The sequence below is a fragment of the Vibrio harveyi NBRC 15634 = ATCC 14126 = KCTC 12724 genome (assembly GCF_001591145.1).
Lineage (GTDB): Bacteria > Pseudomonadota > Gammaproteobacteria > Enterobacterales > Vibrionaceae > Vibrio > Vibrio harveyi.
Genome location: NZ_BCUF01000001.1, coordinates 40,481 through 64,576, shown reverse-complemented (window position 1 = coordinate 64,576; position 24,096 = coordinate 40,481). Strand labels below are relative to the sequence as shown.

At 45.6% G+C, this 24,096-nt stretch carries 18 protein-coding genes; 8 read left to right on the top strand and 10 right to left on the bottom strand.

The annotated features are described in order from the left end of the window. Positions 1–58 precede the first annotated feature (58 nt). Positions 59–1,471, top strand: coding sequence for a phosphoglucomutase/phosphomannomutase family protein (locus VHA02S_RS00275; RefSeq protein ID WP_009698740.1), 1,413 nt, complete (start codon positions 59–61; stop codon positions 1,469–1,471). 103 nt (positions 1,472–1,574) lie between these two features. Here the strand turns inward: VHA02S_RS00275 and VHA02S_RS00270 are convergent, their stop codons facing one another. The 10 genes from VHA02S_RS00270 to hrpB form a co-directional block, all read right to left on the bottom strand. Then, the gene (locus VHA02S_RS00270; RefSeq protein ID WP_038897994.1) at positions 1,575–2,606 is read right to left on the bottom strand and encodes an ABC transporter ATP-binding protein; all 1,032 of its coding nucleotides are present in this window, start codon (positions 2,604–2,606) and stop codon (positions 1,575–1,577) included. Next, entirely contained in the window at positions 2,606–4,231 is a 1,626-nt protein-coding gene (locus VHA02S_RS00265) for an ABC transporter permease (protein ID WP_038897992.1), read from the bottom strand. The genes VHA02S_RS00270 and VHA02S_RS00265 overlap by 1 nt, the downstream gene beginning before the upstream one ends. A gap of 99 nt (positions 4,232–4,330) precedes the next feature. Beyond that, positions 4,331–5,344, bottom strand: coding sequence for a Fe(3+) ABC transporter substrate-binding protein (locus tag VHA02S_RS00260; RefSeq protein WP_005446300.1), 1,014 nt, complete (start codon positions 5,342–5,344; stop codon positions 4,331–4,333). A 152-nt stretch (positions 5,345–5,496) separates the two neighbouring features. Then, the gene (gene amtB / locus VHA02S_RS00255; RefSeq protein ID WP_005446299.1) at positions 5,497–6,726 is read right to left on the bottom strand and encodes an ammonium transporter AmtB; all 1,230 of its coding nucleotides are present in this window, start codon (positions 6,724–6,726) and stop codon (positions 5,497–5,499) included. Positions 6,727–6,751: 25 nt separating this feature from the next. After that, positions 6,752–7,090, bottom strand: a complete 339-nt coding sequence (locus tag VHA02S_RS00250; RefSeq protein WP_005439398.1) for a P-II family nitrogen regulator — start codon at positions 7,088–7,090, stop codon at positions 6,752–6,754. 188 nt (positions 7,091–7,278) lie between these two features. Beyond that, positions 7,279–7,647, bottom strand: coding sequence for a YacL family protein (locus VHA02S_RS00245; RefSeq protein WP_009698742.1), 369 nt, complete (start codon positions 7,645–7,647; stop codon positions 7,279–7,281). 281 nt (positions 7,648–7,928) lie between these two features. Next, a complete protein-coding gene (acnB, locus tag VHA02S_RS00240; RefSeq protein ID WP_009698743.1) occupies positions 7,929–10,517 on the bottom strand; it encodes a bifunctional aconitate hydratase 2/2-methylisocitrate dehydratase in 2,589 nt (862 codons plus the stop codon). Between the two features lie 270 nt (positions 10,518–10,787). Continuing rightward, a complete protein-coding gene (locus tag VHA02S_RS00235) occupies positions 10,788–13,106 on the bottom strand; it encodes a patatin-like phospholipase family protein (RefSeq protein ID WP_038897991.1) in 2,319 nt (772 codons plus the stop codon). 87 nt (positions 13,107–13,193) lie between these two features. After that, on the bottom strand, positions 13,194–15,581 hold the full coding sequence (gene mrcB, locus VHA02S_RS00230; RefSeq protein ID WP_009699580.1) for a penicillin-binding protein 1B: 2,388 nt from the start codon (positions 15,579–15,581) through the stop codon (positions 13,194–13,196). Then, the gene (gene hrpB, locus VHA02S_RS00225) at positions 15,574–18,042 is read right to left on the bottom strand and encodes an ATP-dependent helicase HrpB (protein WP_038897990.1); all 2,469 of its coding nucleotides are present in this window, start codon (positions 18,040–18,042) and stop codon (positions 15,574–15,576) included. The genes mrcB and hrpB overlap by 8 nt, the downstream gene beginning before the upstream one ends. Before the next feature lie 66 nt (positions 18,043–18,108). Between hrpB and sfsA the strand changes: the two genes are divergently transcribed. The 7 genes from sfsA to panC all read left to right on the top strand — a co-directional run bounded on the left by sfsA (position 18,109) and on the right by panC (position 24,070). Continuing rightward, positions 18,109–18,825 (top strand): DNA/RNA nuclease SfsA, encoded by a 717-nt coding sequence (gene sfsA, locus VHA02S_RS00220; RefSeq protein WP_005446293.1) that lies wholly within the window; start codon positions 18,109–18,111, stop codon positions 18,823–18,825. A 136-nt stretch (positions 18,826–18,961) separates the two neighbouring features. Then, positions 18,962–19,408 (top strand): RNA polymerase-binding protein DksA, encoded by a 447-nt coding sequence (gene dksA / locus VHA02S_RS00215; RefSeq protein ID WP_005439389.1) that lies wholly within the window; start codon positions 18,962–18,964, stop codon positions 19,406–19,408. Between the two features lie 113 nt (positions 19,409–19,521). Further along, a complete protein-coding gene (gluQRS, locus tag VHA02S_RS00210) occupies positions 19,522–20,406 on the top strand; it encodes a tRNA glutamyl-Q(34) synthetase GluQRS (RefSeq protein WP_005446291.1) in 885 nt (294 codons plus the stop codon). Between the two features lie 81 nt (positions 20,407–20,487). After that, positions 20,488–21,855: a polynucleotide adenylyltransferase PcnB gene (gene pcnB / locus VHA02S_RS00205; protein WP_005446289.1), complete on the top strand. Its 1,368-nt coding sequence runs from the start codon at positions 20,488–20,490 to the stop codon at positions 21,853–21,855. Further along, complete coding sequence (gene folK / locus VHA02S_RS00200; protein ID WP_029790349.1) at positions 21,852–22,337, top strand: 2-amino-4-hydroxy-6-hydroxymethyldihydropteridine diphosphokinase; 486 nt, start codon at positions 21,852–21,854, stop codon at positions 22,335–22,337. Before pcnB ends, folK begins: the two co-directional genes overlap by 4 nt. 24 nt (positions 22,338–22,361) lie before the next feature. Continuing rightward, on the top strand, positions 22,362–23,156 hold the full coding sequence (panB, locus tag VHA02S_RS00195) for a 3-methyl-2-oxobutanoate hydroxymethyltransferase (RefSeq protein WP_017189142.1): 795 nt from the start codon (positions 22,362–22,364) through the stop codon (positions 23,154–23,156). An 11-nt stretch (positions 23,157–23,167) separates the two neighbouring features. Continuing rightward, complete coding sequence (gene panC / locus VHA02S_RS00190; protein WP_029790348.1) at positions 23,168–24,070, top strand: pantoate--beta-alanine ligase; 903 nt, start codon at positions 23,168–23,170, stop codon at positions 24,068–24,070. The last annotated feature ends 26 nt before the right edge of the window (positions 24,071–24,096 follow it).

Genomic DNA, 24,096 nt, shown 5'->3' with positions numbered 1-24,096 from the left:
GGTTCGCTAGCAAAGATTTAAGAAGCGGTGGGATGCCGCTCTTATAGAGGATCGAATTATGATCAAATTTGGTACAGGTGGTTGGCGTGCATTTATCGGTGAGGAGTTCACCAAAGATAATGTACGTTTGGTTGCTCAAGCAGTCGCAAACATTACGAATAACGAATCCGTGGCTGATCGTGGTTTTGTCATTGGTTATGACCGCCGCTTTCTTTCTGATAAAGCTGGTCGTTGGTTCGCTGAAGTACTAGCAGCAAACGGCATTGTGGTTAGCTTTATCGACAAGTTTGTTCCAACGCCTATTGTGATGTTCAAAGCGAAGGAAATGGGTTGTGCTTACTCAGCATGTATTACCGCATCACACAACCCTGCCGATTACAACGGCATCAAAGTCTTCATTGAAGGCGGTCGCGACGCTGATGAAATCATCACACAAAAAATCGAATCACAAATATCAACGCTAACGACACAAGATGTAAAAAGCGTCGACTTTGAACAAGCGGTTGAAGATAAGCTGATTCAAATCATCAACCCGATGAACGAGTTTGTTGACTCAATCATTGACTTTATCGACATCGAGGCGATCAAAAAGGCAAATCTACGCGTATTGATCGACCCTATGTTTGGTGTTGCAAAAAACGCACTTCAAACGGTACTGATTAATGGTCGCTGTGAAGTCGACGTGATCAACGACGGCAAGAACCCAGACTTTGGTGGATTGATGCCATCGCCAAGTGCAGCAACGCTTTATCGCTTGATGCACCTTGTTGAGCAGGAAGGCTATGACATTGGTATCGGTACCGATGGCGATGCAGACCGTCTTGGCATTATCGACGAGAAAGGTAACTTCATTCATCCAAATGAAGTGTTACTGCTGCTTTACTACTACTTGCTTGAATACAAAGGCTGGACAGGCTCAGTAGTGCGTAATATCGCAACTACACACTTACTCGACAAAGTCGCGGAAGACCACGGAGAAAAGTGCTTTGAGGTTCCTGTCGGCTTTAAGCATATCAGTTCTCAAATGGAAGCTGACGATTCACTGATTGGCGGTGAAAGTTCTGGCGGTCTAACCATTCGCGGTCACATCAAAGGTAAGGATGGCGTATTCGCATCAAGCCTATTGGTGGAAATGATTTCAGTAACCGGTAAAAAACTGTCTGAGTTACTCGATGAAATCTACGGTAAGTACGGCTATGCGTATATGGCTGAAGGCGATTGCAAATTCAAACCTGCGCAAAAAGACGCGTTGTTCAACAAGATTTATATTGAGAAGCAGTTACCTGAGTTTGAGTTTGAGATCGAAAAAGTCAGCTACGAAGATGGTGCGAAAGTTTACTTCAAAAACGGTGGTTGGATTATCGCTCGTTTCTCTGGTACCGAACCGTTGCTACGTATTTTTGCAGAGATGCAAGATAAGGACACTGCGGAACGTGTTCTTCAACAGTTTAAAGACTTCTTGTCTTTATAACTGACACCTTGTGCCTGCTTCGAGCACATAACCTATAGGTGAAGAACACTTGCCCGGCTTTAGCGCCGGGCTTTTTTATGGTGCTGAATTTGGGCTTAACTGATTACGCAAAAGCCAACACGCCTTGTGTTTCCAATTTCACTGCTACGCTATCACCGACATTCAACGCTTGCGTTGACGTCGCTAATAAACGGTCGCCGTTAACATCAATCACATAACGGCAGTGATCACCCATAAAGTGTTGCTCAAGCACTTTGACCGCACTTTCTTCATCAGCGGCAATCTGTACATGCTGAGGACGAAGTAACAGCGCACAGTCTCCATTCATCTTAATGTCTTGCTGAGCGTTCGCTTCCACCACGCCAAGGTGTGTATCAAATTCGTTCTCAGAGATTCGCTTTGCAGCAAGGTAGCTACCACCACCTAGGAAGTCAGCAACAAACTTACTCGACGGTTGATAGTAAAGTTCAGAGGCAGTGCCGTACTGTTCAATCACACCATGGTTCATCACGGCCATCTTATCGGCAAAAGCAAAAGCTTCTTCACGACTGTGAGTTACAAAGATCGCAGTAACTCCCTGCTCCTTAAAAATCTTGCGAATTTCACGGATCAGCTCGTGACGCACCTGAGTATCGATGTTAGAAAATGGTTCATCAAGCAACAGAAGATCCGGCTTATACGCCAGTGAACGAGCAATCGCAACACGCTGTTGCTGACCACCTGACAGCTGATGCGGGTAACGTTCACCAAAGCCTTTAAGATGAACTAAGCCCAACATTTCCTCTACTTTCAGCAGCTTTTGTTGCGCTGTTTCATTCTTTAAACCAAACGCAATGTTCTCGGCAACCGTCAGGTGCGGAAACAAGGCGTAATCTTGAAAGATCATGCCAATATTACGCTGCTCTGGTGGTAACCAATTTTGACCGTCATCAATAGTGAGGCAGTTCAGGCTCATTTGACCTGAACTTAGCGGAAGGAGACCTGCAATGGCTTTCAGAAGCGTTGTCTTACCACAACCACTTGCGCCTAATAGACAAACAATTTGCCCCTGTTCCACTTCTAAGGACAAAGACTCAAGAACAGTTTGTGACTCATACTGGCAAGTAAGATTTTGAATGGATAATGCACAGCTCATTAATGACTTTGCTCCAGTGAACGGTTAACAACAACAAGCGGGATTAACCCAACAAGAACCAGTAATACGGCGGGTAATGCAGCAAGTTCTAAATGCTCATCCGAGGCAAAGTTATACACGTACGTCGCCAAGGTTTCGAAGTTAAATGGGCGCAGCAATAACGCGGCATTGAGTTCTTTCATCGACTCAATGAACACCAACAGACCAGCAATTAAGGCACCACGCTTAACCAATGGAAAATGCACGCGCCACAACATAGTGTTTGGTGTACAACCCATCGTACGCGAAGCCATATCCAACGATGGCGAAATCTTATTTAGGTTACTCTCAACGCTACCGATCGCGACAGCAGAGAAACGAACAACCATCGCGAAAATCAGAGCAAACATAGATCCTGAGAAGATCAGTCCCGGTCTACCCCACTCCATCGCTTTAGCAATATCGTTCACGCGATGATCCATAAACAGCACCGCTACCATCACACCTATGGCGAGCACAGTACCAGGTACCGCATATCCCATTGAAGATAGGCGCATAAAGGCTAAACTTGAACGTCCACCATTGACTCGCTGACTAAAGTTTACCGTTAAAGCAATCGCAACACCGATGATTGCAGCCACGACTGACACCACCAAACTATTCCATGCATATTCACGAAACTCCGGTGTCCAGCTTTGCGCAAAGTAAGTAATAGCGTAATCAATCAACTGTAGCAGAGGGAAAATAAATGCGATCGCAACCAAGCCCCAACACCAAACTAATGCGCCCCACTTTTGCCAACCTTGAAGTTCATAGCGAAAATCTTCATGACTATTAAACTGGCTTTGGAACAGCTTCTGCTTGCGGCGACTGTAGCGCTCAGCACTTAACAACAACACAACTATCACCAACATCATGGCTGAAATTTTCGCTGCGGCATTCAGGTTCGAATACCCAAGCCAAGTATCATAAACCGCAGTGGTAAGTGTGTTCACTGCAAAATAGCTGACGGTGCCGAAGTCACCAATGGTTTCCATCGCGACCAGAGACAAACCAACGGCGATAGAAGGTCTAACAAGCGGTAAAGAGATACGCCAAAAGCTCTCCCAAGGAGAACACTTCAGTAAGCGTGCACTTTGTAACAAAGAGACGTTCTGTTCCATAAATGCCGCTCGGCAGAGTAAGTAAACATATGGATAAAGAACCAGAGAAAGAACAAAGGTCGCACCACTCAAGGTACGAATATCAGGAAACCAGTATTCACCAGGTCCCCATCCGGTTATATCACGTAAGAAGATCTGGATCGGTCCGGCAAAATCAAACCAATCCGTAAAAATGTAACCAATGATATAACCCGGCATAGCAAGAGGCAGAACCAATGCCCATTGTAACCATTTCTCGGTTGGCAGTTTGCACATAGCCATAAACCAAGCGCTTGGGATACCGAGAATCAAAGAAAGAATCATCACACCAGAGGTCAGAGCAACGGTGTTATAGATGTAGGTTGGCATGACCGTCGACATCAAATGCGTAAACAAGTCATCCGTCTCGCCAATGGCGGTATAGAAGATCGCTAAGATCGGCAAAACCAGTAACAGGGTGATCACCCCACTACTGGTTTTCCATAGAGAATATTTATTCTTCATTGCCTAAATACTGCAAGGCTTTATGAAATACAAATGCAGTTGCAAATACATCTCATATCCTTTAATCAAATGGGGGTATAGTTATACCCCCACATGGAATTAAAGGTCAAATTTCACTTCATCTAGTAGCTTAATTGCAGCTTCGTGGTGAGAAGCAATGTCATCTAGAGAGATAGTATCTGCTTTGAAGTCACCCCAAGATTCCACAAGTTCAGAACGCTTAACGCCTTCTTTTACTGGGTACTCGTAGTTTACTTCTGCATACATTTGCTGCGCTTTGTCACCCGTTAGGAATTCCATTAGCTTCACAGCGTTGTCTTTGTTTGGAGAGAACTTCGCCATTGCCATACCAGAGATATTTACGTGAGTACCTGTTGTCTCTTGGTTAGGGAAGTTGATGTATACCGCGTCAGCCCAAGCTTTTTGCTCTTTGTCGTTAACCATCTTACCTAGGTAGTAGCTGTTACCTAGAGAAACGTCACATAGACCTTCTTTGATTGCTTTAACTTGAGCACGGTCGTTACCTTGAGGCTTACGAGCTAGGTTCGCTTTAACGCCTTCTAGCCACTCTTTTGTTTCAGCTTCACCGTGGTGCGCGATCATAGAAGACACTAGAGATACGTTGTAAGGGTGCTTACCGCTACGTGTACAGATTTTACCTTTGAATTCAGGCTTTGCTAGGTCTGCATAGTTGAAATCGTTACCTAGCTTACCAACACGGTCACGTGAAGAGTAAACGTTACGAGTACGTAGAGTGAGAGCAAACCACTCGTTTTCTTTATCTTGGTACTGTGCAGGTACGTTTTCTTCGATGATTTTGCTGTCTACCTTTTGAACCAGACCTTTGTTTGTCAGTTCAGCTAGACGGCTGATATCTGTAGTAAGGATTACGTCAGCAGGGCTGTATTCGCCTTCCTGAGCCAACTTCTCTGCTAGACCTTTTTTCGCAAACTTAACGTTTACTTTGATACCAGTTTCTTTAGTGAACTCGTTGAACATAGGTTCAACTAGGAAAGGTTGACGGTAAGAGTAGACGTTCACTTCTTCAGCAGCCATTGCTGTTGGAGCTAGAGTTGCGCAAGTAATCGCTGAAAGAGTTAGCAGTTTTTTCATTGTTTAATCCTTTACCATGCTAATGATAACGTTTATCAGTTGCGTTATTATATGCATGTTCAATAAGAAAACAATTAATCCATAAAAAAAACCTACTCGTCAGAGCAGGTTTTTGATGATTTACTTTGTAACGAATTGTGTCGTTATGACTGTTATTTCACAGTCACGAATTCTGGGTAAGCGCCAACACCACAGTCGTGCATATCCATACCTTCCAACTCTTCGTCTTCCGACACTCGGATACCAATTGTTGCCTTCAGAATTGCCCATACCACAAGGCTTGCACCGAATACCCAAGCGAAGATAACAGCAGCACCTAGAAGCTGTGCACCAAATGTGGCATCACCATTACTTAGCGGCACAACCATAAGACCAAAGAAGCCACACACACCATGAACTGAGATAGCACCTACAGGATCATCAATCTTCACTTTATCCAGACCAATGATACTGAACACAACTAGCGCACCAGATACCGCACCGATAGCCACAGCATAAAGTGGTGATGGTGATAGAGGATCGGCAGTGATTGCTACAAGACCTGCCAAGGCACCGTTCAGAATCATCGTTAGGTCAGCTTTACCCCAAGTGGTTTTACACACTAGTAGAGCTGCAATTGCGCCTGCCGCTGCCGCAGCGTTAGTGTTCAAGAAAATTTGACCTACCGCTGTCGCGTTCTCAAAGTCAGAAACCATTAGTTGAGAACCGCCGTTGAAACCGAACCAACCAAACCAAAGGATGAATGTACCTAATGTCGCTAGAGGCATGTTTGAACCTGGAATTGGGTAAATTTCACCATTTTTGCCATATTTACCTTTACGAGCACCCAGTAGTAATACGCCAGCTAACGCTGCTGCTGCACCCGCCATGTGTACAATGCCTGAACCAGCAAAGTCACTAAAGCCAGCTTCTGATAAGAAACCACCGCCCCAAGTCCAGTAACCTTCCATAGGGTAGATAAATGCCGTCAGTACCGCAGAGAAGATAAGGAAAGACCAAAGCTTCATGCGCTCAGCAACTGCACCAGATACGACTGACATTGCTGTAGCTACGAATACAACTTGGAAGAAGAAGTCCGACTCTAGAGAATGATCTGCCCCTTCACCTTGTGTGCCAATTAACGCACCAAATGATGGTAGCCAGCCGCCTTCGCCATTATCAACATACATAATGTTGTAGCCGACCAATAAGAACATGGTACAGGCAATCGCATATAGACAGATATTTTTGGTTAGAATTTCGGTGGTGTTTTTAGAGCGAACTAAGCCCGCTTCCAGCATAGCAAAGCCTGCTGCCATCCACATTACCAACGCACCGGAAATGAGGAAGAAAAAGGTGTCGAGTGCGTAACGTAATTCCGTTACCGTTGTTGTTAATTCCATGATAGTTCTCCAATCCCTTGAATTCTTAAAGTGCTTCTGCGTCCATTTCACCAGTACGAATACGCACGGCTTGGTTTAGGTCGTAGACAAAAATCTTGCCATCACCAATTTTTCCGGTTTGAGCCGCTTTAGTGATGGCTTCTACCACGCGTTCCACATTGTCTGCATGGGTCGCGATTTCTAGTTTTACTTTTGGTAGAAAGTCGACTTGGTATTCAGCACCACGATATAGTTCCGTGTGCCCTTTTTGGCGACCAAAACCTTTAACCTCTGATACTGTCATCCCTTCAATACCGACATCAGCCAATGCTTCGCGCACATCGTCTAATTTAAAAGGCTTTATAATGGCATTAATGATTTTCATTGAATCTTCTCCGCAGCTTTCATCCTGAAACACTTGTATTAATCCAAGCTGCGTGCCAACTTTTTATCTATTTGATTTATATGAACTTATTAAAAATAATAATCTTGCAAACAAAAAGGGCGCACCACATCGGTGCGCCCTTTTCACAAATATAAGGCAACCCTAATTAGACTACCCAAAATTGTGCATTAAATGTTCAAAAAGTCTTTCCACTGCTCTATCAAGGCACAAAAGTCCTCAATACCACAACTCGCAGTACTCTCAGCATCATAGAAATCGAACTCACTTTCCATCTCGACTTCATAGTCGTGACCCAGTACGTTTTCTTGAACCAGAACTTCATCGCCGACGATCATTAAACTTATCTCAGATCCAGTTAATCTATGCTCTTGAGATGGCGAAGAAAATGCCTGTTCAACCAAGCTTTCAACTTGCGCAATCTTAGCCGGATCTTTGCCAATTTCTTCTTGTAGCCAGCGACCTACAATCTCATGCCCCATACTGCATTTGACATAATATTCGCCCATCAATGTATTGCGGATGAATTCAAACTCCATCGAGATCGCCTTTTCGTATCAATTTGGTGCGGAGTATACAGGGAGATATGGGATGGGAGAAGCGCGAGACGCGGAGCTCTCTCAATCGCTTGTTTAAAAGAGATTCCCGACAGCACTCCTTTGTCGTTTTCGGGAATGACATCGTTTTTACTCTTGGCTATTTAATCGTCATCCTCAAGAGCGAGGTACGAGCGAGCTGGGGATCTCTCGCAATGCGTTATCTAAAAAAACGCCCACCAAATGGTGGGCGCTTATCAAGTATTAGCAAAGCTCACTAAGAATTATGCAGGCTCTTGGAAAATCACTTCTGCCGCTTTCTTGGTGTACTGATCCATCTTGTGGAAGTTCAAGTAGCGGTATGTGTCTGCTGCTGTCGCATCAATTTGCTTCGCGTATTCTAAGTACTCTTCTTTGGTTGGAATCTTACCTAGAATTGCACCTACCGCTGCTAGCTCCGCAGACGCAAGGTAAACATTAGCACCCGTACCAAGACGGTTCGGGAAGTTACGCGTTGAAGTCGACATTACCGTCGCTTTATCTGCTACGCGTGCTTGGTTACCCATACATAGAGAACACCCTGGCGTTTCAATACGTACACCAGCACGACCATAGATACCGTAGTAACCTTCCTCTGTCAGTTGGTCACGGTCCATCTTGGTTGGCGGTGCCACCCATAGACGAGTATCTAATTGACCACCGTATTGCTCTAGCAATTTACCTGCTGCACGGAAGTGACCAATGTTAGTCATACAAGAACCGATAAACACTTCATCAATCTGTGTACCTTGAACTTCAGATAGAAGACGAGCGTCATCTGGATCGTTCGGTGCACATAGGATTGGCTCGTGAATATCTGCTAGGTCGATTTCAATGATGTGCGCATATTCTGCATCCGCATCTGCTTCCATCAACTCTGGGTTTGCTAACCACTCTTCCATCGCTGTGATACGACGCTCGATAGTACGACGATCGCCGTAACCTTCCGAGATCATCCACTTAAGCATAGTGATGTTCGAGTTTAGGTATTCCTCGATAGACTCTTGAGATAGCTTAACTGTACAACCTGCCGCAGAACGCTCTGCTGATGCATCAGACAGCTCGAATGCCTGCTCTACAGTTAGGTGCTCAACGCCTTCAATTTCTAGTACACGACCAGAGAATTCGTTGATCTTACCTGCTTTCTCAACCGTCAGTAGACCTTGTTGGATTGCGTAGTAAGGGATGGCATGTACCAAGTCACGCAGCGTGATACCTGGCTGCATTTCACCTTTAAAGCGTACCAAGATTGACTCAGGCATATCCAGTGGCATAACACCTGTCGCAGCTGCGAATGCTACGAGACCTGAACCTGCTGGGAATGAAATACCAAGAGGGAAACGAGTATGTGAGTCACCACCCGTACCAACGGTATCAGGTAGAAGCATACGGTTTAACCATGAGTGAATTACACCATCACCAGGACGAAGCGATACACCGCCACGGTTCATAATGAAGTCAGGTAGTGTATGGTGCGTATTTACATCGACTGGTTTTGGATAAGCAGACGTGTGACAAAATGACTGCATCACGAGATCAGCAGAGAAGCCTAGACACGCAAGGTCTTTTAGTTCGTCACGTGTCATTGGACCGGTAGTATCCTGAGAACCTACCGTTGTCATCTTCGGTTCACAGTATTGACCTGCACGCACACCTTCTACGCCACATGCTTTACCCACCATCTTCTGAGCCAAGGTGTAACCTTTATCAGAAGCTGAAGGGTCAACAGGCTTAGCAAAAAGATCGGTTTCTTCTAGACCAAGTGATGCACGAGCACGGCTTGTTAAGCCACGACCAATAATCAGTGGAATACGACCACCAGCACGAACTTCATCAAGCAACACTTTGCTCAGTTCAAAGCTAGAGATCTCTTCACCGTTTTTACGCACAACACCTTCGTATGGGAAGATATCAATCACATCACCCATGTTCATGTTTTGCACGTCTAGTTCAATTGGTAGTGCACCAGAATCTTCCATCGTGTTGTAGAAAATTGGGGCGATCTTACCACCTAGACAGATACCACCCGTGCGCTTATTTGGTACAAATGGGATATCTTCACCCATAAACCAAAGCACTGAGTTAGTTGCTGATTTACGCGAAGAACCGGTACCAACAACATCACCTACGTATGCTAGTGGAATGCCGTCTTTTTGCAGTTCTTCAATTTGATTGATAGGACCAACGCTGCCTGGTTGATCCGGTACAATGCCATCACGTTCCATTTTCAGCATCGCTTTTGCGTGTACTGGAATATCTGGACGAGACCAAGCATCTGGAGCTGGAGACAAGTCATCGGTGTTGGTTTCACCGGTTACTTTAAATACTTTAACAGTAATCTGATCCGCGACTTTCTTCTTCGATGTGAACCATTCAGCATCAGCCCACGATTGTAGAACTTGTTTCGCGAATGCATTACCTGCTTTAGCCTTCTCTTCAACATCATAGAAAGCGTCAAACATCAGTAGAGTATGAGACAGCGCTTTTACAGCAATAGGCGCTAGTAGGTCATCTTCTAGGAATTCAACTAGAGGAGCGATGTTGTAACCGCCTTGCATTGTACCTAGTAGCTCAGCTGCCTTTTCACGGCTCACAAGTGGTGATTCCACTTCACCTTTTGCTACCGCCGTCAGGAAACCCGCTTTTACATAAGCAGCTTCATCTACACCTGGTGGGATACGGTTCTCTAGTAGGTCAAGAATAAAAGCTTCTTCACCTTGCGGGGGATTTTTCAGAAGTTCAACAAGTCCAGCAACTTGTTCAGCGTCTAGCGGTTTAGGAACAACTCCTTCGGCAGCACGCTCTTCGACGTGTTTACGGTAGGCTTCAAGCACGACTTTTTTCCTCTCATTGCGGTTCCTCCTTTTTAATTACTATTTTTCAAAGTAAAGGAGTGAACATCCTTGGAAACTTGGCTCTCCATTGCCCTTGTTTTCATTCAATTCTGATTGAGAAACAGCGCCGTAGAGGCCAAACTGTGGGCGAAAGGATAGCAAATTTAACGTTAAATTAAAATCTCATCATTTTGACCAACATAGCAACTTACGACTAAAGTCCTGTGAATTTCGGCTAAATATGCGGAGATTTTGCTGTCCTATTCCCGGTTATTTAAATGATGTTCCAACGATCAAGTACACAGCATCTAAATTCTGCTCTGTACGACCGTATGCCAACATAACGGGTCCTATTGGCGAATCAACACCAAAGAAAATTGATGCGGCATTGTACAGCGGTGCCTCATTCAGCTTGAGATCGTTATCCGACCAAACACCACCATGTTCAAGGGATGCACCAAGGTAAACTGGCGCTTCAAACAGCCCAAAATCGTTATCCATCCATTTATAACGATACACCAAACTGGTATAGAATAAGTTTTGTCCAATCAGACTGTTACGAGGGATACCAGACAAATTTAAGAAACCACCTAGCTCTCTAGGGTCCAAAGGTACAAAAGAGTTTTTACTCTCAACAAAGCTGTATTCCGCTTGACCGACTAAAGTATGACGACTGTGAGTCACCGCCCCCTTAAAACGAGCGGTAATTTCATAAACCGTATCTTCAATACTGTTTTTTGCGTTTTCACCTCGGAGACCTTCTGGAGTTTTGTCGTGAGAAACAAGGTAGTCCAAGTCAATCAGCATGCCACGAGTCGGAAATGCAAAATCATCCAGTGTATCTAAGCGATAGTTGGCAAATAACCCCAGTCGCTCGTAATCTAAATTGCCCGCAGACTGAATGGTGGAGGCTTCTATCGTCCCTTTGGTATAACGACCACCAACTCGGAACTCTTGCCACAAGGTTGGTTGCACACCCGCTGCTAGCTCAGTAATAAACTCGGTGTAAGAAAATGGTAGGTAATCGTAAACTGAGCCGATATCCGGATTTTCAAACTCGTCATCGAGAGGTAAGTTCCGGTTTTCAGTGTTGTAATTGAGTTTTCCAGAAACAAACAATTCCTGACTCGAAAGCACTGGAGAGTACAACTCCGCTTCAATCAGTTTATCAGTGCCCATATCAACATTTAGAGTCAGTTCCGCACCGTGAGAGTTCAGATTGGTGAAGTTTGCTGACACGCCGATTCCGTACTGGCTGTCAGTGTTAAAGTCATCTTCTAGGAAGAAGCGAAAATTGAGGTAGTTCGGTCCCCATGACTTTTCGTTTACCTCAAAGACCAATAAATTAACGTCATCGATCTCTTCGAAGTGGTAAGTGATCAATTCAAAGCGATCCAGCGCATAAAGGTTTTCGACCGCTTTTTCGATTTCGTCTGTTTTTAATGGTCGCCCAGTATCAAGCTCTAGACGGTTAGTCAGCAACACATCGCTATAGTGCGTATTGTTCACCAATACAATCTGATCAACCACGCGCTGATCACCATATTCCAGATTTTTACGCGCATCTTGCTTGTGCTCAATGTACTTTTGGTACTCGGCATTCGACACACTCAAGCCTTTCAATTTGGACTCAAGACTCTTGGTGATCTCATAACCAGCCTGAAACGCATCGGGCATTTTATTGAACTCAACCGTCTCCATTTGCCCTACATTAGGACGAATATAAACATCATCTCCGCTTAGTGTTTCGGCTTGCTCTTGGGTACTACGACGAACAAGATAGTTAGAAAGCTGATCAGCAACGGTAAACAAACCGGTAAAGTCTTCTTTGCTTTTGTAGTCAGTACTGATATCCACCGCAATAACGATGTCGGCCCCCATAGCACGAGCGACATCTACGGGCATGTTATTGACCACACCGCCATCCACCAGCATATGACCATTTAGTTCATAAGGAGGGAGTGCGCCTGGAACAGACATACTTGCCATCATTGCATCAACAAGATAGCCGTTATCAAGCACCACTTCTTCCAATTCAACAATGTCAGTGGCGACTGAGCGGTATGGGATAGCAAGGTCATCGAAAGAGTCAAAACGACCAAGGTTACCTGTCGTTTCACGCAAAATACGAAGCATATTCTGCCCTTGAACGACACCAGTCGGTGAACGAACTTCACCAAACCTTAAGCCTAGATCTGTCGTGATTTGATAACGGTCTTCATATTCTTTGTCGCGGACGCGACGTTGGCTGCGGTCAACACGGTCTCGATAGCCGCTGTTCCAATCCACACTGTAGATAAAGCTTTCAATTTCATCCGCGCTCATGCCAGTCGCATATAAACCACCGACATAAGCGCCCATGCTAGTGCCGGTAATGATATCAACCGGAATATGCATCTCTTCAAGCGCCTTCAAAACCCCGATATGAGCGGCACCTTTTGCACCACCACCAGCAAGCACGACGGCAATTTTAGGGCGAGGATGATCATCACTGATGTGTTTGGCAAAGGAAGGAGTGGCAATCAAAAAGGAGCAGACCCACAGTGCAATAAAACGCAACCATGAGCTTGAGATCGACTTTTTGAACATTCACTTCTTCCTTTATTGAATATTTAACACCTACTTGTACTAAGAATTGAACAACTGCACAAGTCAGTGATGGTGTTTTTGATGGTCTTACCAATCAAATAAATTATTCAACCAGTTCGACTTTTTCTCGCATTGTTGTTTGATTTGCCCTGTTTTGTCCCACACTGGCAATTTGTACTCACTACGACAATTGATTTCTAACGCGCCGTTCGCTGCTTTTTGGAAGCCAAGTGTCGTCACCTCTTTTGGCCAAGGTAGCTCCAACCTTTCAGGAATACGCTGTTTCAAGTATTCCGCGTAAACACGCAATGCACCGCTTGAACCTGTCAACTTGGTAGACTTATTGTCATCGCGCCCAAGCCAAATCGTGGTAACTTCACGCCCATCAATACCCACAAACCAACTGTCACGACTGTCGTTACTCGTACCCGTTTTTCCTGCTAGTGCTGCCCAAGCAAACTGACTTTGTAGGAATCGTCCTGTCCCTTGTGCGACACCTTGCTTCATAGCATAGGTCGTTAACCAAGCCGCTTGTTCATCTACTGCTGGGGCTGACCGAGGGAGAGATTGATAAAGCACATTGCCGTCCATATCGACAACCGAACGCAGCGCCGACAGCTTGGCACGCTTACCAGAGTTAGTCAGCGTTTGATACATTTGCGCTACTTCAAACGGTGTTAATGAAAATGAGCCCAAGAACATGGATGGCACAGGGCGAATTTCATTCTTATCAACACCAAGGCGTTCTAAGGTATTAGACACCTCTGGGATACCAAGCTGCATCCCCAAACGAACGGTTGGTACATTCAATGATTTTGCCAAGGCTAAATACAACGGAACATCACCACGAAACTTACGGTCAAAGTTGCGTGGCGACCAAACGGAGCCTTTGCTCCCCTTCAAACTCAGAGGCGTATCATGAAGCGTTGTCCCAAGGTTGTATTTTTCAGGTTGCTCCAATGCCGTCAGATAGATAGCAGGTTTAACCAATGACCCAATTGGACGACTGGCATTCAGTGCACGGTTAAAGCCTTCATACCCGACACGTTTACCGCCAACCATTGCGCGAATTTCACCGCTATGACGATCCACGGCAACAGCAGCCGCTTCAAGCTCCTTACCCGCACGTTTTGCCAGTTCAGGGACTTTCTTCGCAATGGCTTTTTCGAGTTTACTTTGCGATACAGGATCAAGAGAGGTAAATAAGCGTAATCCGGTTTCTGCTTTGAAGTTGTCACCCACCTTCTCTTTCAGTTCGATATTCAGTTGTTGGAAGTACGCGGGCTGTCGACTAGCAATACGTGGCTTACTTTGTGTATCAAGTGGACGATTCACCGCTTGTTCGTATTGCTGCGCAGTCAGCATGTCTTGTTGCATCAGTAGACGCAGTACTAAGTCACGACGCGTCTTAGTACGTTCTGGGTAGCGAATAGGGTTGTAGTAAGATGGTCCTTTTACCATTCCCACTAGCATTGCAAGCTGATCGATACGTAGCTCTTGGATAGGCTGACCGAAGTAATAGCGTGATGCCAAAGCGAAACCATGAATCGCATCACCGCCGCTCTGACCTAAATATACCTCGTTGAGGTAAGCTTCCAGAATACGGTCTTTGCTGTAACGATAATCGAGAATTAATGCGATATACGCTTCACGTACCTTACGCCACAAGGTTTTATCACGAGTCAGGAACAAGTTTTTCGCCAACTGTTGAGTTAGCGTACTGCCGCCTTGTACGGTACGACCCGCTTTGATGTTCGCCACTAAAGCACGTGCAATGGCAAGTGGTGATACACCATCGTGTTGATAAAAGTCGCGATCTTCCGTCGCTAATAATGCATCAACTAAGATCTCCGGGAATTGATCGCGGCGTAAGAACAAACGTTGCTCATTTTGGTCTTTTTCCAGCATTCCCAACATCTTAGGTTCAATGCGTAAGTAGCCAAGATCACCTTTCGACTCTAAAGATTGAATACGTTGTAAGCCGCTGCTTGAGAAATGCAACATCACATGACGATCAGGCTCTGGTCCGTCAGCAAATTCAAACGGACGACGAATCAGTTCAATACGCGTTGAAGAGGATGAATACTCACCTGGGTAACGAGGCTGGCTGACTTTACGGTAGTTCAGCACATCGAGTTCATTACGCATCTCTTTAATCGTAATGTTCTGTCCCGGACTTAAATTGAGAATGCGGGCGTAAACCACCGTAGGCAGATCAAACAACTGACCATCAAAGCGATCTTTAACCACACTATCTAGGTAAATACCGACAAACAATAACACCGCAGCCAAGGCAACGCCGGCTTTCCAACTGAACGACCAAATGACTTTAAGCCAAGAACGTTTACCATTGTTTGTTTTTTTCGCTGGTGATTTTCTTGGGCGTTTTGCGCCACTTTTCTTAGTCGTCGTTTTACTTGACGCGGTCTTCTTGGCTGGCGCTCGCTTTGCACCGGGCTTTTTAGTATCAGTCATTGTTCAATTGTCTTTTTGTTTTGGTTGTCGCTACATGCGTCGCTGGCTCGTCAGGCCAAACATGCTTAGGGTAACGACCTTTCATTTCTTTCTGTACTTCTTTGTAGCTTCCCACCCAGAATGCGGCGAGATCTGTCGTCACCTGAAGAGGGCGTTGTGCTGGAGAGAGTAATTCAAGCACCAGGCGCTTTCGTCCCTGTGCCACAGTTGGTGAAGTACTTTCACCAAACACCTCTTGCATACGGACAGAAAGCACAGGCTCATGACCACACTGATAACGAATTCGCTTTTTCGAACCAGTTGGCAGGCGGTACTCTTCAGGCAACCACTCATCAATATGCTGATTCAACGGCCATCCCAATCGAGCATTTAGTGCTTCCACTAAATTTACCTTTGCCAAGTCTTTCACTGAGGCAACCGTACTCATGTATGGCTCTAACCACTCTTCTAAGCTCGCCAGCAAATCAACGTCATCAAAACTTGGCCAAGCCTGCTCTGGTAACCATTCCACTGCGCAGCGAATACGTTCTAGTAAATTCTCCGCTGCTGGTGTCCAGTTTAGACTTTGTAAGCCCTGACGGCGGACATAGGTGAGTAAAGCTTGTGTCATTTTTTCTTTGCCTGGGCTTGGCAAGGCATCCCGCTTGATAATCAAACGCCCAAGCTTAACTTGACGCTCAGCCATCAATCGACCTTTTTTCTCATCCCAATCAACCACATCATCTGTTGTAAAGAGATGCTCAAACACTTCTTCTAACTCATTGATATCTAGTTCACAAGCCAGATTAATTTGACTAGAGTTGGAATGCGATCGCATTAAATCAATCGCGATTAAGTAATCACAATCGCCTAAAGTTTCTTCTGGTCGGCACTCAGCACCATGTCCGTTGGACAATGTAAAACGCCCATGTTGATTCGAACGTTGCTGCGCGACACGATCAGGAAATGCAAGGCTTAATACTAAAGGCAGTGCTCGCTCATCAACCTCTGATAGACTGAACATCGTATCCAGTTTAAGGGCGACGGTTTGAGATCGCTTATGCAATATCGATTTTTTCGGATGTGTACCACTCACCCAACGATGTAAGCTGTGTGCGATATTCGTGATATTACGCTCTGGCTCTTCAATAAGAGCGACCGCAGCCAGTGCAGTGTTTAGCATTTTTACGTCATGTTGCTGTGCTTGAATTAGCATAGCTGCCGAGCGAGGTTCTACGCCAAGCTCATGAGCAATTTTGCCCTCAGGAGTCAGTTGACCTTGCTCAGAAAGCAGCCCTAACGCAATTAACAACTGCTTAGCTTGAGCAAGAGATGCCGCCGAAGGAGTGTTGAGCCATTTGAGCTCGGAAATATCTCCCGCTCCCCAAAAGGCTAACTCCATCACTAGGCTCGCTAAGTCTGAGTGCAGTATTTCTGGCTGTGGCACTTGTGGTTGCTGCTTAAATTGGCTTTCAGAGTAAAGGCGAACGCAAATCCCCTCTTCAATACGCCCTGCACGACCAGAACGTTGAATCGCAGACGATTGTGCCACTCGTACTTGCTCTAATCGCGTAAGCCCATTCTTCAAATCAAAACGCGCCACACGCTCTAATCCAGAATCAACAACTAGTCGAATACCTTCAATGGTCAAAGACGTTTCGGCAATGTTAGTCGCGAGCACGACTTTGCGTTTATCTCCAGAAGCAGGAGCGATGGCTTTTTGCTGCTCGGCAAAGCTAAGTTGACCGTATAACGGACACACTTCTACGTTATCTGGTAGGTGTACTAAACGCTCTTGCACTTGCTTGATGGCACCAACACCCGGAAGAAAAGCAAGCAAAGAACCAGACTCTTTCTGAATTAAACTTTCTATTGTTTTTGCCATTGATGTCGGTAGGTGATCGTTGACTCCTAGCGGCAAGTAACGAGTCTCTACCTCAAAACTACGACCTTGAGACTCTATGTATGCGGCCTCTGGCAGCAAGGTTTGCAACGCACCTTGATCGAGCGTTGCCGACATCACAACAAGCTTTAAATCATCTCGTAATGCCTCTTGAACCTCTAAACTGAAAGCCAACGCGGTGTCTGCGTGAATGCTGCGCTCATGAAATTCATCAAAGATCAGTAAATCGATGCCGTTTAATTCAGGGTCACTTTGGATCATACGGGTCATGATCCCTTCAGTCACAATTTCAAGTTGCGTGTTTTTACTCACCTTCGTTTCACCGCGAACTCGGTACCCAACACGTTCTCCGACTTGTTCACCTAACTGCTGTGCGAGATAACGAGCGATATTACGCGCCGCCAGACGTCGAGGCTCCAGCATCACGATTTTGCCTGTCACAGATTGTTTTTGTAGAAGTTGCAGTGGGAAGTACGTGGATTTACCAGCACCTGGTGCGGCTTTGAGGATCACTTGATGTTGATTTTTGACCGCCGTAAGTAATTGTGGCATCACGGCTTCAATCGGCAATTGTGACAAAGGAAATACCCTGTGGTGTAATGTTGGCAACATTGTACATAAAAACACTCTTGGCTAAATAAGCAAATGCAATTCGAACCCGCTCTAGAGTCAGCGACTCTGCTCAAACGCTACAAACGCTTTCTTGCCGATATCGAACTGGATAACGGTGAGATTCGAACAATTCACTGTGCGAACACTGGCGCAATGACAGGCTGTGCCACTCCGGGCAACAAAGTTTGGTACTCCACTTCCGATAACCCAAAGCGCAAATATCCGAACAGCTGGGAACTCAGTGAAACCGCACAAGGGCATCGGATCTGCATTAATACCGCTCGCGCAAACCAATTAGCCGTAGAAGCAATTGAAAATAATGTCATTTCAGAATTGTTGGGATATGACCAACTTCAAACTGAGGTGAAATATGGCAATGAAAATAGCCGAATTGATATCTTGCTCAGCGCAAGCGACAAATCAAAGTGTTATATAGAAGTGAAGAGCGTCACCCTACTTGATGAAGAAAGCTCATCAGGACAAGGTTATTTCCCTGATGCCGTGACTACCAGAGGGCAAAAGCACCTGAGAGAGCTCACAGAAATGGCACAAAATGGAAGTAGAGCCATACTTTTATTCACTGTTTTACATTCAGGTATTGAAAAAGTATCCGCGGCGCACCATATAGACGCGAAATATTCAACGTTACTAAAACAAGCACAAGACGCTGGAGTGGAAGTTCTCTGCTATAAAGCTGAGTTAAGCAACACTGAAATCAAACTAATCTCGGCGATTGAATTTATCAATTAAGAGAAAAAATGATGTCATCTTCACAATGATGATAAGTTTGCAATTCAGTAATTGCCTGCACCGCCTCTTTTTGCTATAGATACCCGCCTTAAATTGACTGCAAAGCAGTTGACTAGGTGTAAGTAGGAGATGCTGTATGCCAGAATCAAAGAAGAAAACGATAGGCATCCTAGCCATTGCCGGTGTGGAGCCATATCAGGAAAAGCCTGGTGAAGAATACATGTCACCAGAGCAGGTTGAACACTTTACAAAGATCTTAACAGCTTGGCGTAATCAGCTCAGGGAAGAAGTCGATCGCACTGTACACCACATGCAGGACGAAGCAGCAAACTTCCCAGATCCAGTTGACCGTGCTTCTCAAGAGGAAGAGTTCAGCTTAGAACTGCGTAACCGTGACCGTGAGCGTCGTCTGATCAAGAAGATCGAAAAGACTCTAGATAAAATCACTGAAGACGACTTTGGCTTCTGTGAATCTTGTGGCGTAGAGATCGGCGTTCGTCGCCTAGAAGCGCGTCCAACTGCAGACCTTTGTATTGACTGTAAAACACTTGCAGAGATCAAAGAGAAACAGATGCAAGGTTAATCAATCTGGCATTATGATTATTGAAAGGGAGCTCAGGCTCCCTTTTTGTTTTAGCTAACTTCGCAACGTCGAGTTTGTCGCTTTTTATACCCGTATAATTTCGAGATATACGCATGACACGCTATGTAGGTCGATTCGCCCCATCCCCTTCTGGTCCATTACATTTTGGTTCCCTCGTTGCTGCATTGGGCAGCTATTTCCAAGCGAAAGCTAACCAGGGTACTTGGCTCGTTCGTATTGAAGACCTTGATCCACCAAGAGAGATGCCAGGAGCGGCTGAGGCTATATTAAATGCGCTAAAAGCATATCAACTGCATTGGGATGGCGAAGTGGTCTATCAAAGTGACCGTCACGACCTTTATCAGACGCAAATTGATACTTGGTTAGAGAATGGTGATGCTTACTATTGCCAATGCACGCGCAAGCAAATCAAAGAGCATGGTGGTTATTATCCCGGCACTTGTCGCGACAAAGGCTTGAAAGAAGGCGCGATTCGCCTAAAAATGACCAAGCCCATCGCTAATTTTCTCGATCAGAAGCATGGCTTGATGACCATGCCTCCTGCGTTAGTAAATGAAGATTTCATTATTAAACGTCGAGATGGATTATTTGCCTATAATCTTGCGGTAGTATTAGATGACATTGACCAAGGGGTGACTGAAGTCGTCCGTGGAGCCGATTTAATTGAACCTACAGGTCGTCAAATCAGCTTGTACCAAATCCTTGGAAAACCAGAAGTTAGCTACTTACATTTGCCATTAGCGATGGATACTAATGGCAACAAGCTGTCGAAACAAAATCATGCGACAGCGATTGATGTCGATAATCCGAAGCCTGCTCTGCTGCACGCCATGACGTTTTTAGGCTTCCATATTCCAGAAGCCATTCAAGCCGCTAATGTAGATGAAATACTGCGTTGGGGATGTAAAAATTGGTGTTTAGAGCAGCTTCCAGCAGAGATCGAGATCACACCGAGATTCTCAAACGGCACTGCGTAGGCTATTATTAGCCGCAAAATTGGCCCTAGAGGCGTAAAAAACTAACCAAAGCAAGATTGGATTAAACCCAGTTATTGCCAGATGCACATGAATACAAACGACTATACAACAAGCGAATCTGCCATGATCCCAGAACTCGCTCTCAATGTAATTACTCGTGAAGAGCACAACATTTCGCGTAAGCAGATCAGTGACAATGCACTGAAGGTGCTATACCGACTAAACGGTGCCGGTTTCGATGCTTTTCTTGTGGGTGGCGGGGTTCGAGACTTACTGCTTGGACAGAAACCAAAAGACTTTGATATCGCAACCAACGCGACTCCAGAACAAATCAAGCAACTGTTTAGAAACTGCCGTTTGATTGGTCGTCGCTTCCGTCTCGCCCACATTATGTTTGGACGTGACATCATCGAAGTTGCGACTTTCCGCGGTCACCACCAAGAGCAAAAAAACAAGAACGTTTCACAGCAGTCTAAAGAAGGCATGCTGCTTCGTGACAATGTTTACGGCACGATTGATGAAGATGCAGAGCGCCGTGACTTCACGATTAACTCGATGTACTACAACATCGCAGACTACTCAATTCACGACTACGCGCGTGGTATTGAAGACCTAGAAGACCGCCTTGTTCGCCTGATCGGTGATCCAGAAACCCGCTATCGCGAAGACCCTGTGCGTATGCTGCGTGCGATTCGCTTTGCCGTGAAACTCGACTTCGACATCGAAGAAGACACCGCCGCACCAATTGAAGAGATGTCAACGCTACTACGCGACATCCCATCTGCGCGCTTGTTCGAAGAATCGTTAAAGCTGCTTCAATCAGGTCATGGTCTAGAGACCTATCACCTCCTGCGTGAGTACAACCTATTCCAACAGTTGTTCCCAGCAATTGCTGAGCACTTCACGGAAGAATACGAATCTCACACCGAGCAAATGCTCGATTTAGTGCTTGATTCAACCGACATGCGTATTGAAGAAGGCAAGCGCATTAACCCAGCATTCATGTTTGCTGCAATGCTGTGGTACCCGCTATGTGCGATGGCAGATAAGTTAATGGAACAGCGTAATCTGTGCCATTACGATGCCATCATGGAAGCGAGCAACATCATTCTTGATGACCAAGTTCGTACGATTGCTATTCCACGCCGTCATACCGCTACTATCCGTGAAATTTGGCAACTGCAATTACGTCTTCCTCGACGTAATGGTAAGCGTGCATTCCGCCTAATGGAGCTCAACAAATTTAGAGCTGGCTTTGATTTTCTTGAAATGCGCGGTGAAATTGAGGGTGGCGAGACTCAGAAGCTTGCCAAGTGGTGGGAAACTTTCCAAAATGCAGGCCGAGAAATGCGCCAAGCAATGGCAGGTGACCTTGATAGCCAAGCACCTAAAACCGGTCAACGCCGCCGCAAAACCTATCGCAAGAAAAAGAGTAAGCCAAAATCATGATCACAGCATACATTGCGGTAGGCAGTAACTTGGCTGATCCCGTCAGCCAAGCGAAACAAGCGATTGAGGCTCTAAAATCAATCCCAAACTCTGAGTTTGTGCAAGCCTCTTCGCTCTACAGCAGTACGCCGATGGGACCACAAAACCAACCGGATTACATCAATGCGGTTGTGGCGATAAAAACCAATTTGACGCCTCTTGAGCTACTCGATTGCACCCAAGCGATTGAGCAAGAACAAGGGCGTGTCCGTAAAGATGAACGTTGGGGACCAAGAACCTTGGATCTCGATATAATTCTTTACGGCAATGAGGTGATTGATTCCGAAAGACTGACAGTTCCACACTATGGAATGAGAGAGCGCGAGTTCGTACTCTACCCTCTTGCGGAAATTGCACCAAGTTTACAACTCCCAGACGGGACCGAGGTATCGTCACTACTTGAGCAAGTAGATCGTAACGGCCTCAGCATTTGGCAGTCATAGCCAACTCCTAGTGAGGAAAAAACAATGAAAAAAATGACCATTAACGACCTGATTAAGTGGAAGCAAGAAGGTCGTAAATTTGCTACTTCAACTGCATACGATGCGAGCTTTGCCCAACTTTTTGAAAGCCAGGACATGCCTGTTTTATTGGTAGGTGACTCTCTAGGTATGGTTCTGCAAGGTAAATCAGACACGTTACCAGTTACTGTTGAAGATATCGCTTATCACACCCGCTGTGTACGCGCAGGCAGCCCAAACTGTCTATTGATGGCTGATATGCCATTCATGAGCTACGCAACGCCAGAGCAAGCGTGTGAGAACGCAGCAACGCTAATGCGTGCTGGTGCAAATATGGTAAAAATCGAGGGCGGCGACTGGTTAGTTGATACCGTTAAGATGCTAACTGAACGTGCTGTACCAGTATGTGCTCACCTTGGTCTAACCCCTCAATCAGTCAATATCTTTGGTGGTTACAAGGTGCAAGGCCGCGATCAAGAAAAAGCCGATCGTATGGTAAAAGACGCACTGGCACTGCAAGAAGCTGGTGCTCAAATTGTTTTACTAGAGTGTGTTCCTGCTGAATTAGCGGCTCGTATTACGCAAGTTCTTGATGTTCCAGTAATTGGTATTGGTGCAGGTAATGTGACAGATGGTCAAATTCTTGTAATGCACGATATGTTTGGAATTTCGGCGAACTACATGCCAAAATTCTCGAAAAACTTCCTTGCTGAAACAGGCGATATGCGCAAAGCCGTGGCTCAATACATGGCTGATGTTGAAAGCGGTGCATTCCCAGACGAAGCTCATACCATTGCCTAGAGGATAAATGCATGCAAACTTTTGCGGAAATCTCAGCGATTCGTGAACAAGTAAAAACCTTTAAGCGTGAAGGTCGTAAAGTGGCGTTTGTTCCAACTATGGGCAACCTCCATGAAGGTCACTTAACACTTGTTCGTAAAGCTCGCGAATACGCGGATGTCGTTGTTGTAAGCATCTTTGTAAACCCGATGCAGTTTGACCGTGCAGACGATTTAAACAACTACCCTCGAACTCTAGAAGAAGATTTGAGCAAGCTAGGTGGTGAAGGCGTAGAAATCGTGTTCACACCAACACCTGAAATCATCTACCCAGAAGGCTTGGATAAACAAACGTTTGTTGATGTTCCTGGTCTGTCTACCATTCTTGAAGGTGCTTCTCGCCCAGGTCATTTCCGTGGCGTTACTACCATCGTAAACAAGCTTTTCAACATCGTTCAACCTGATGTTGCGTGCTTTGGTGAAAAAGACTTCCAACAACTTGCCGTGATTCGCAAGATGGTTGAAGACTTGGCAATGGACATCGAGATTATTGGCGTACCAACAGTACGTGAGATGGACGGTCTTGCAATGAGCTCACGCAATGGTCTTTTGACGATTGATGAGCGTCAACGTGCACCAGTGCTAGCTCGTACAATGCGTTGGATCAGCAGCGCAATACGTGGCGGTCGTGATGATTACGCATCAGTGATTGAAGACGCAAGCGATCAGCTTCGTGCAGCAGGTCTTCAACCAGATGAAATCTTCATCCGTGATGCTCGTACACTTCAAGCAATCACTGCAGAGACAACCCAAGCGGTAATCTTGATGTCAGCATTCCTAGGAAAAGCCCGCCTAATCGACAACCAAACGGTTGATATGGCAGTAGAAACCAAAGAAGATGAATCAAGCGAAGAAAGCTCAGCGAGCGCAGAGTAAATCTAAGTCTTAAATAAAAAGGTCGG

Coding starts and splice junctions, on each gene's coding strand:
- VHA02S_RS00275 (WP_009698740.1), top strand. CDS start 59: ATGATCAAATTTGGTACAGGTGGTTGGCGTGCATTTATCGGTGAGGAG.
- VHA02S_RS00270 (WP_038897994.1), bottom strand. CDS start 2,606: ATGAGCTGTGCATTATCCATTCAAAATCTTACTTGCCAGTATGAGTCA.
- VHA02S_RS00265 (WP_038897992.1), bottom strand. CDS start 4,231: ATGAAGAATAAATATTCTCTATGGAAAACCAGTAGTGGGGTGATCACC.
- VHA02S_RS00260 (WP_005446300.1), bottom strand. CDS start 5,344: ATGAAAAAACTGCTAACTCTTTCAGCGATTACTTGCGCAACTCTAGCT.
- amtB (WP_005446299.1), bottom strand. CDS start 6,726: ATGGAATTAACAACAACGGTAACGGAATTACGTTACGCACTCGACACC.
- VHA02S_RS00250 (WP_005439398.1), bottom strand. CDS start 7,090: ATGAAAATCATTAATGCCATTATAAAGCCTTTTAAATTAGACGATGTG.
- VHA02S_RS00245 (WP_009698742.1), bottom strand. CDS start 7,647: ATGGAGTTTGAATTCATCCGCAATACATTGATGGGCGAATATTATGTC.
- VHA02S_RS00235 (WP_038897991.1), bottom strand. CDS start 13,106: ATGTTCAAAAAGTCGATCTCAAGCTCATGGTTGCGTTTTATTGCACTG.
- mrcB (WP_009699580.1), bottom strand. CDS start 15,581: ATGACTGATACTAAAAAGCCCGGTGCAAAGCGAGCGCCAGCCAAGAAG.
- sfsA (WP_005446293.1), top strand. CDS start 18,109: ATGCAATTCGAACCCGCTCTAGAGTCAGCGACTCTGCTCAAACGCTAC.
- dksA (WP_005439389.1), top strand. CDS start 18,962: ATGCCAGAATCAAAGAAGAAAACGATAGGCATCCTAGCCATTGCCGGT.
- gluQRS (WP_005446291.1), top strand. CDS start 19,522: ATGACACGCTATGTAGGTCGATTCGCCCCATCCCCTTCTGGTCCATTA.
- pcnB (WP_005446289.1), top strand. CDS start 20,488: ATGCACATGAATACAAACGACTATACAACAAGCGAATCTGCCATGATC.
- folK (WP_029790349.1), top strand. CDS start 21,852: ATGATCACAGCATACATTGCGGTAGGCAGTAACTTGGCTGATCCCGTC.
- panB (WP_017189142.1), top strand. CDS start 22,362: ATGAAAAAAATGACCATTAACGACCTGATTAAGTGGAAGCAAGAAGGT.
- panC (WP_029790348.1), top strand. CDS start 23,168: ATGCAAACTTTTGCGGAAATCTCAGCGATTCGTGAACAAGTAAAAACC.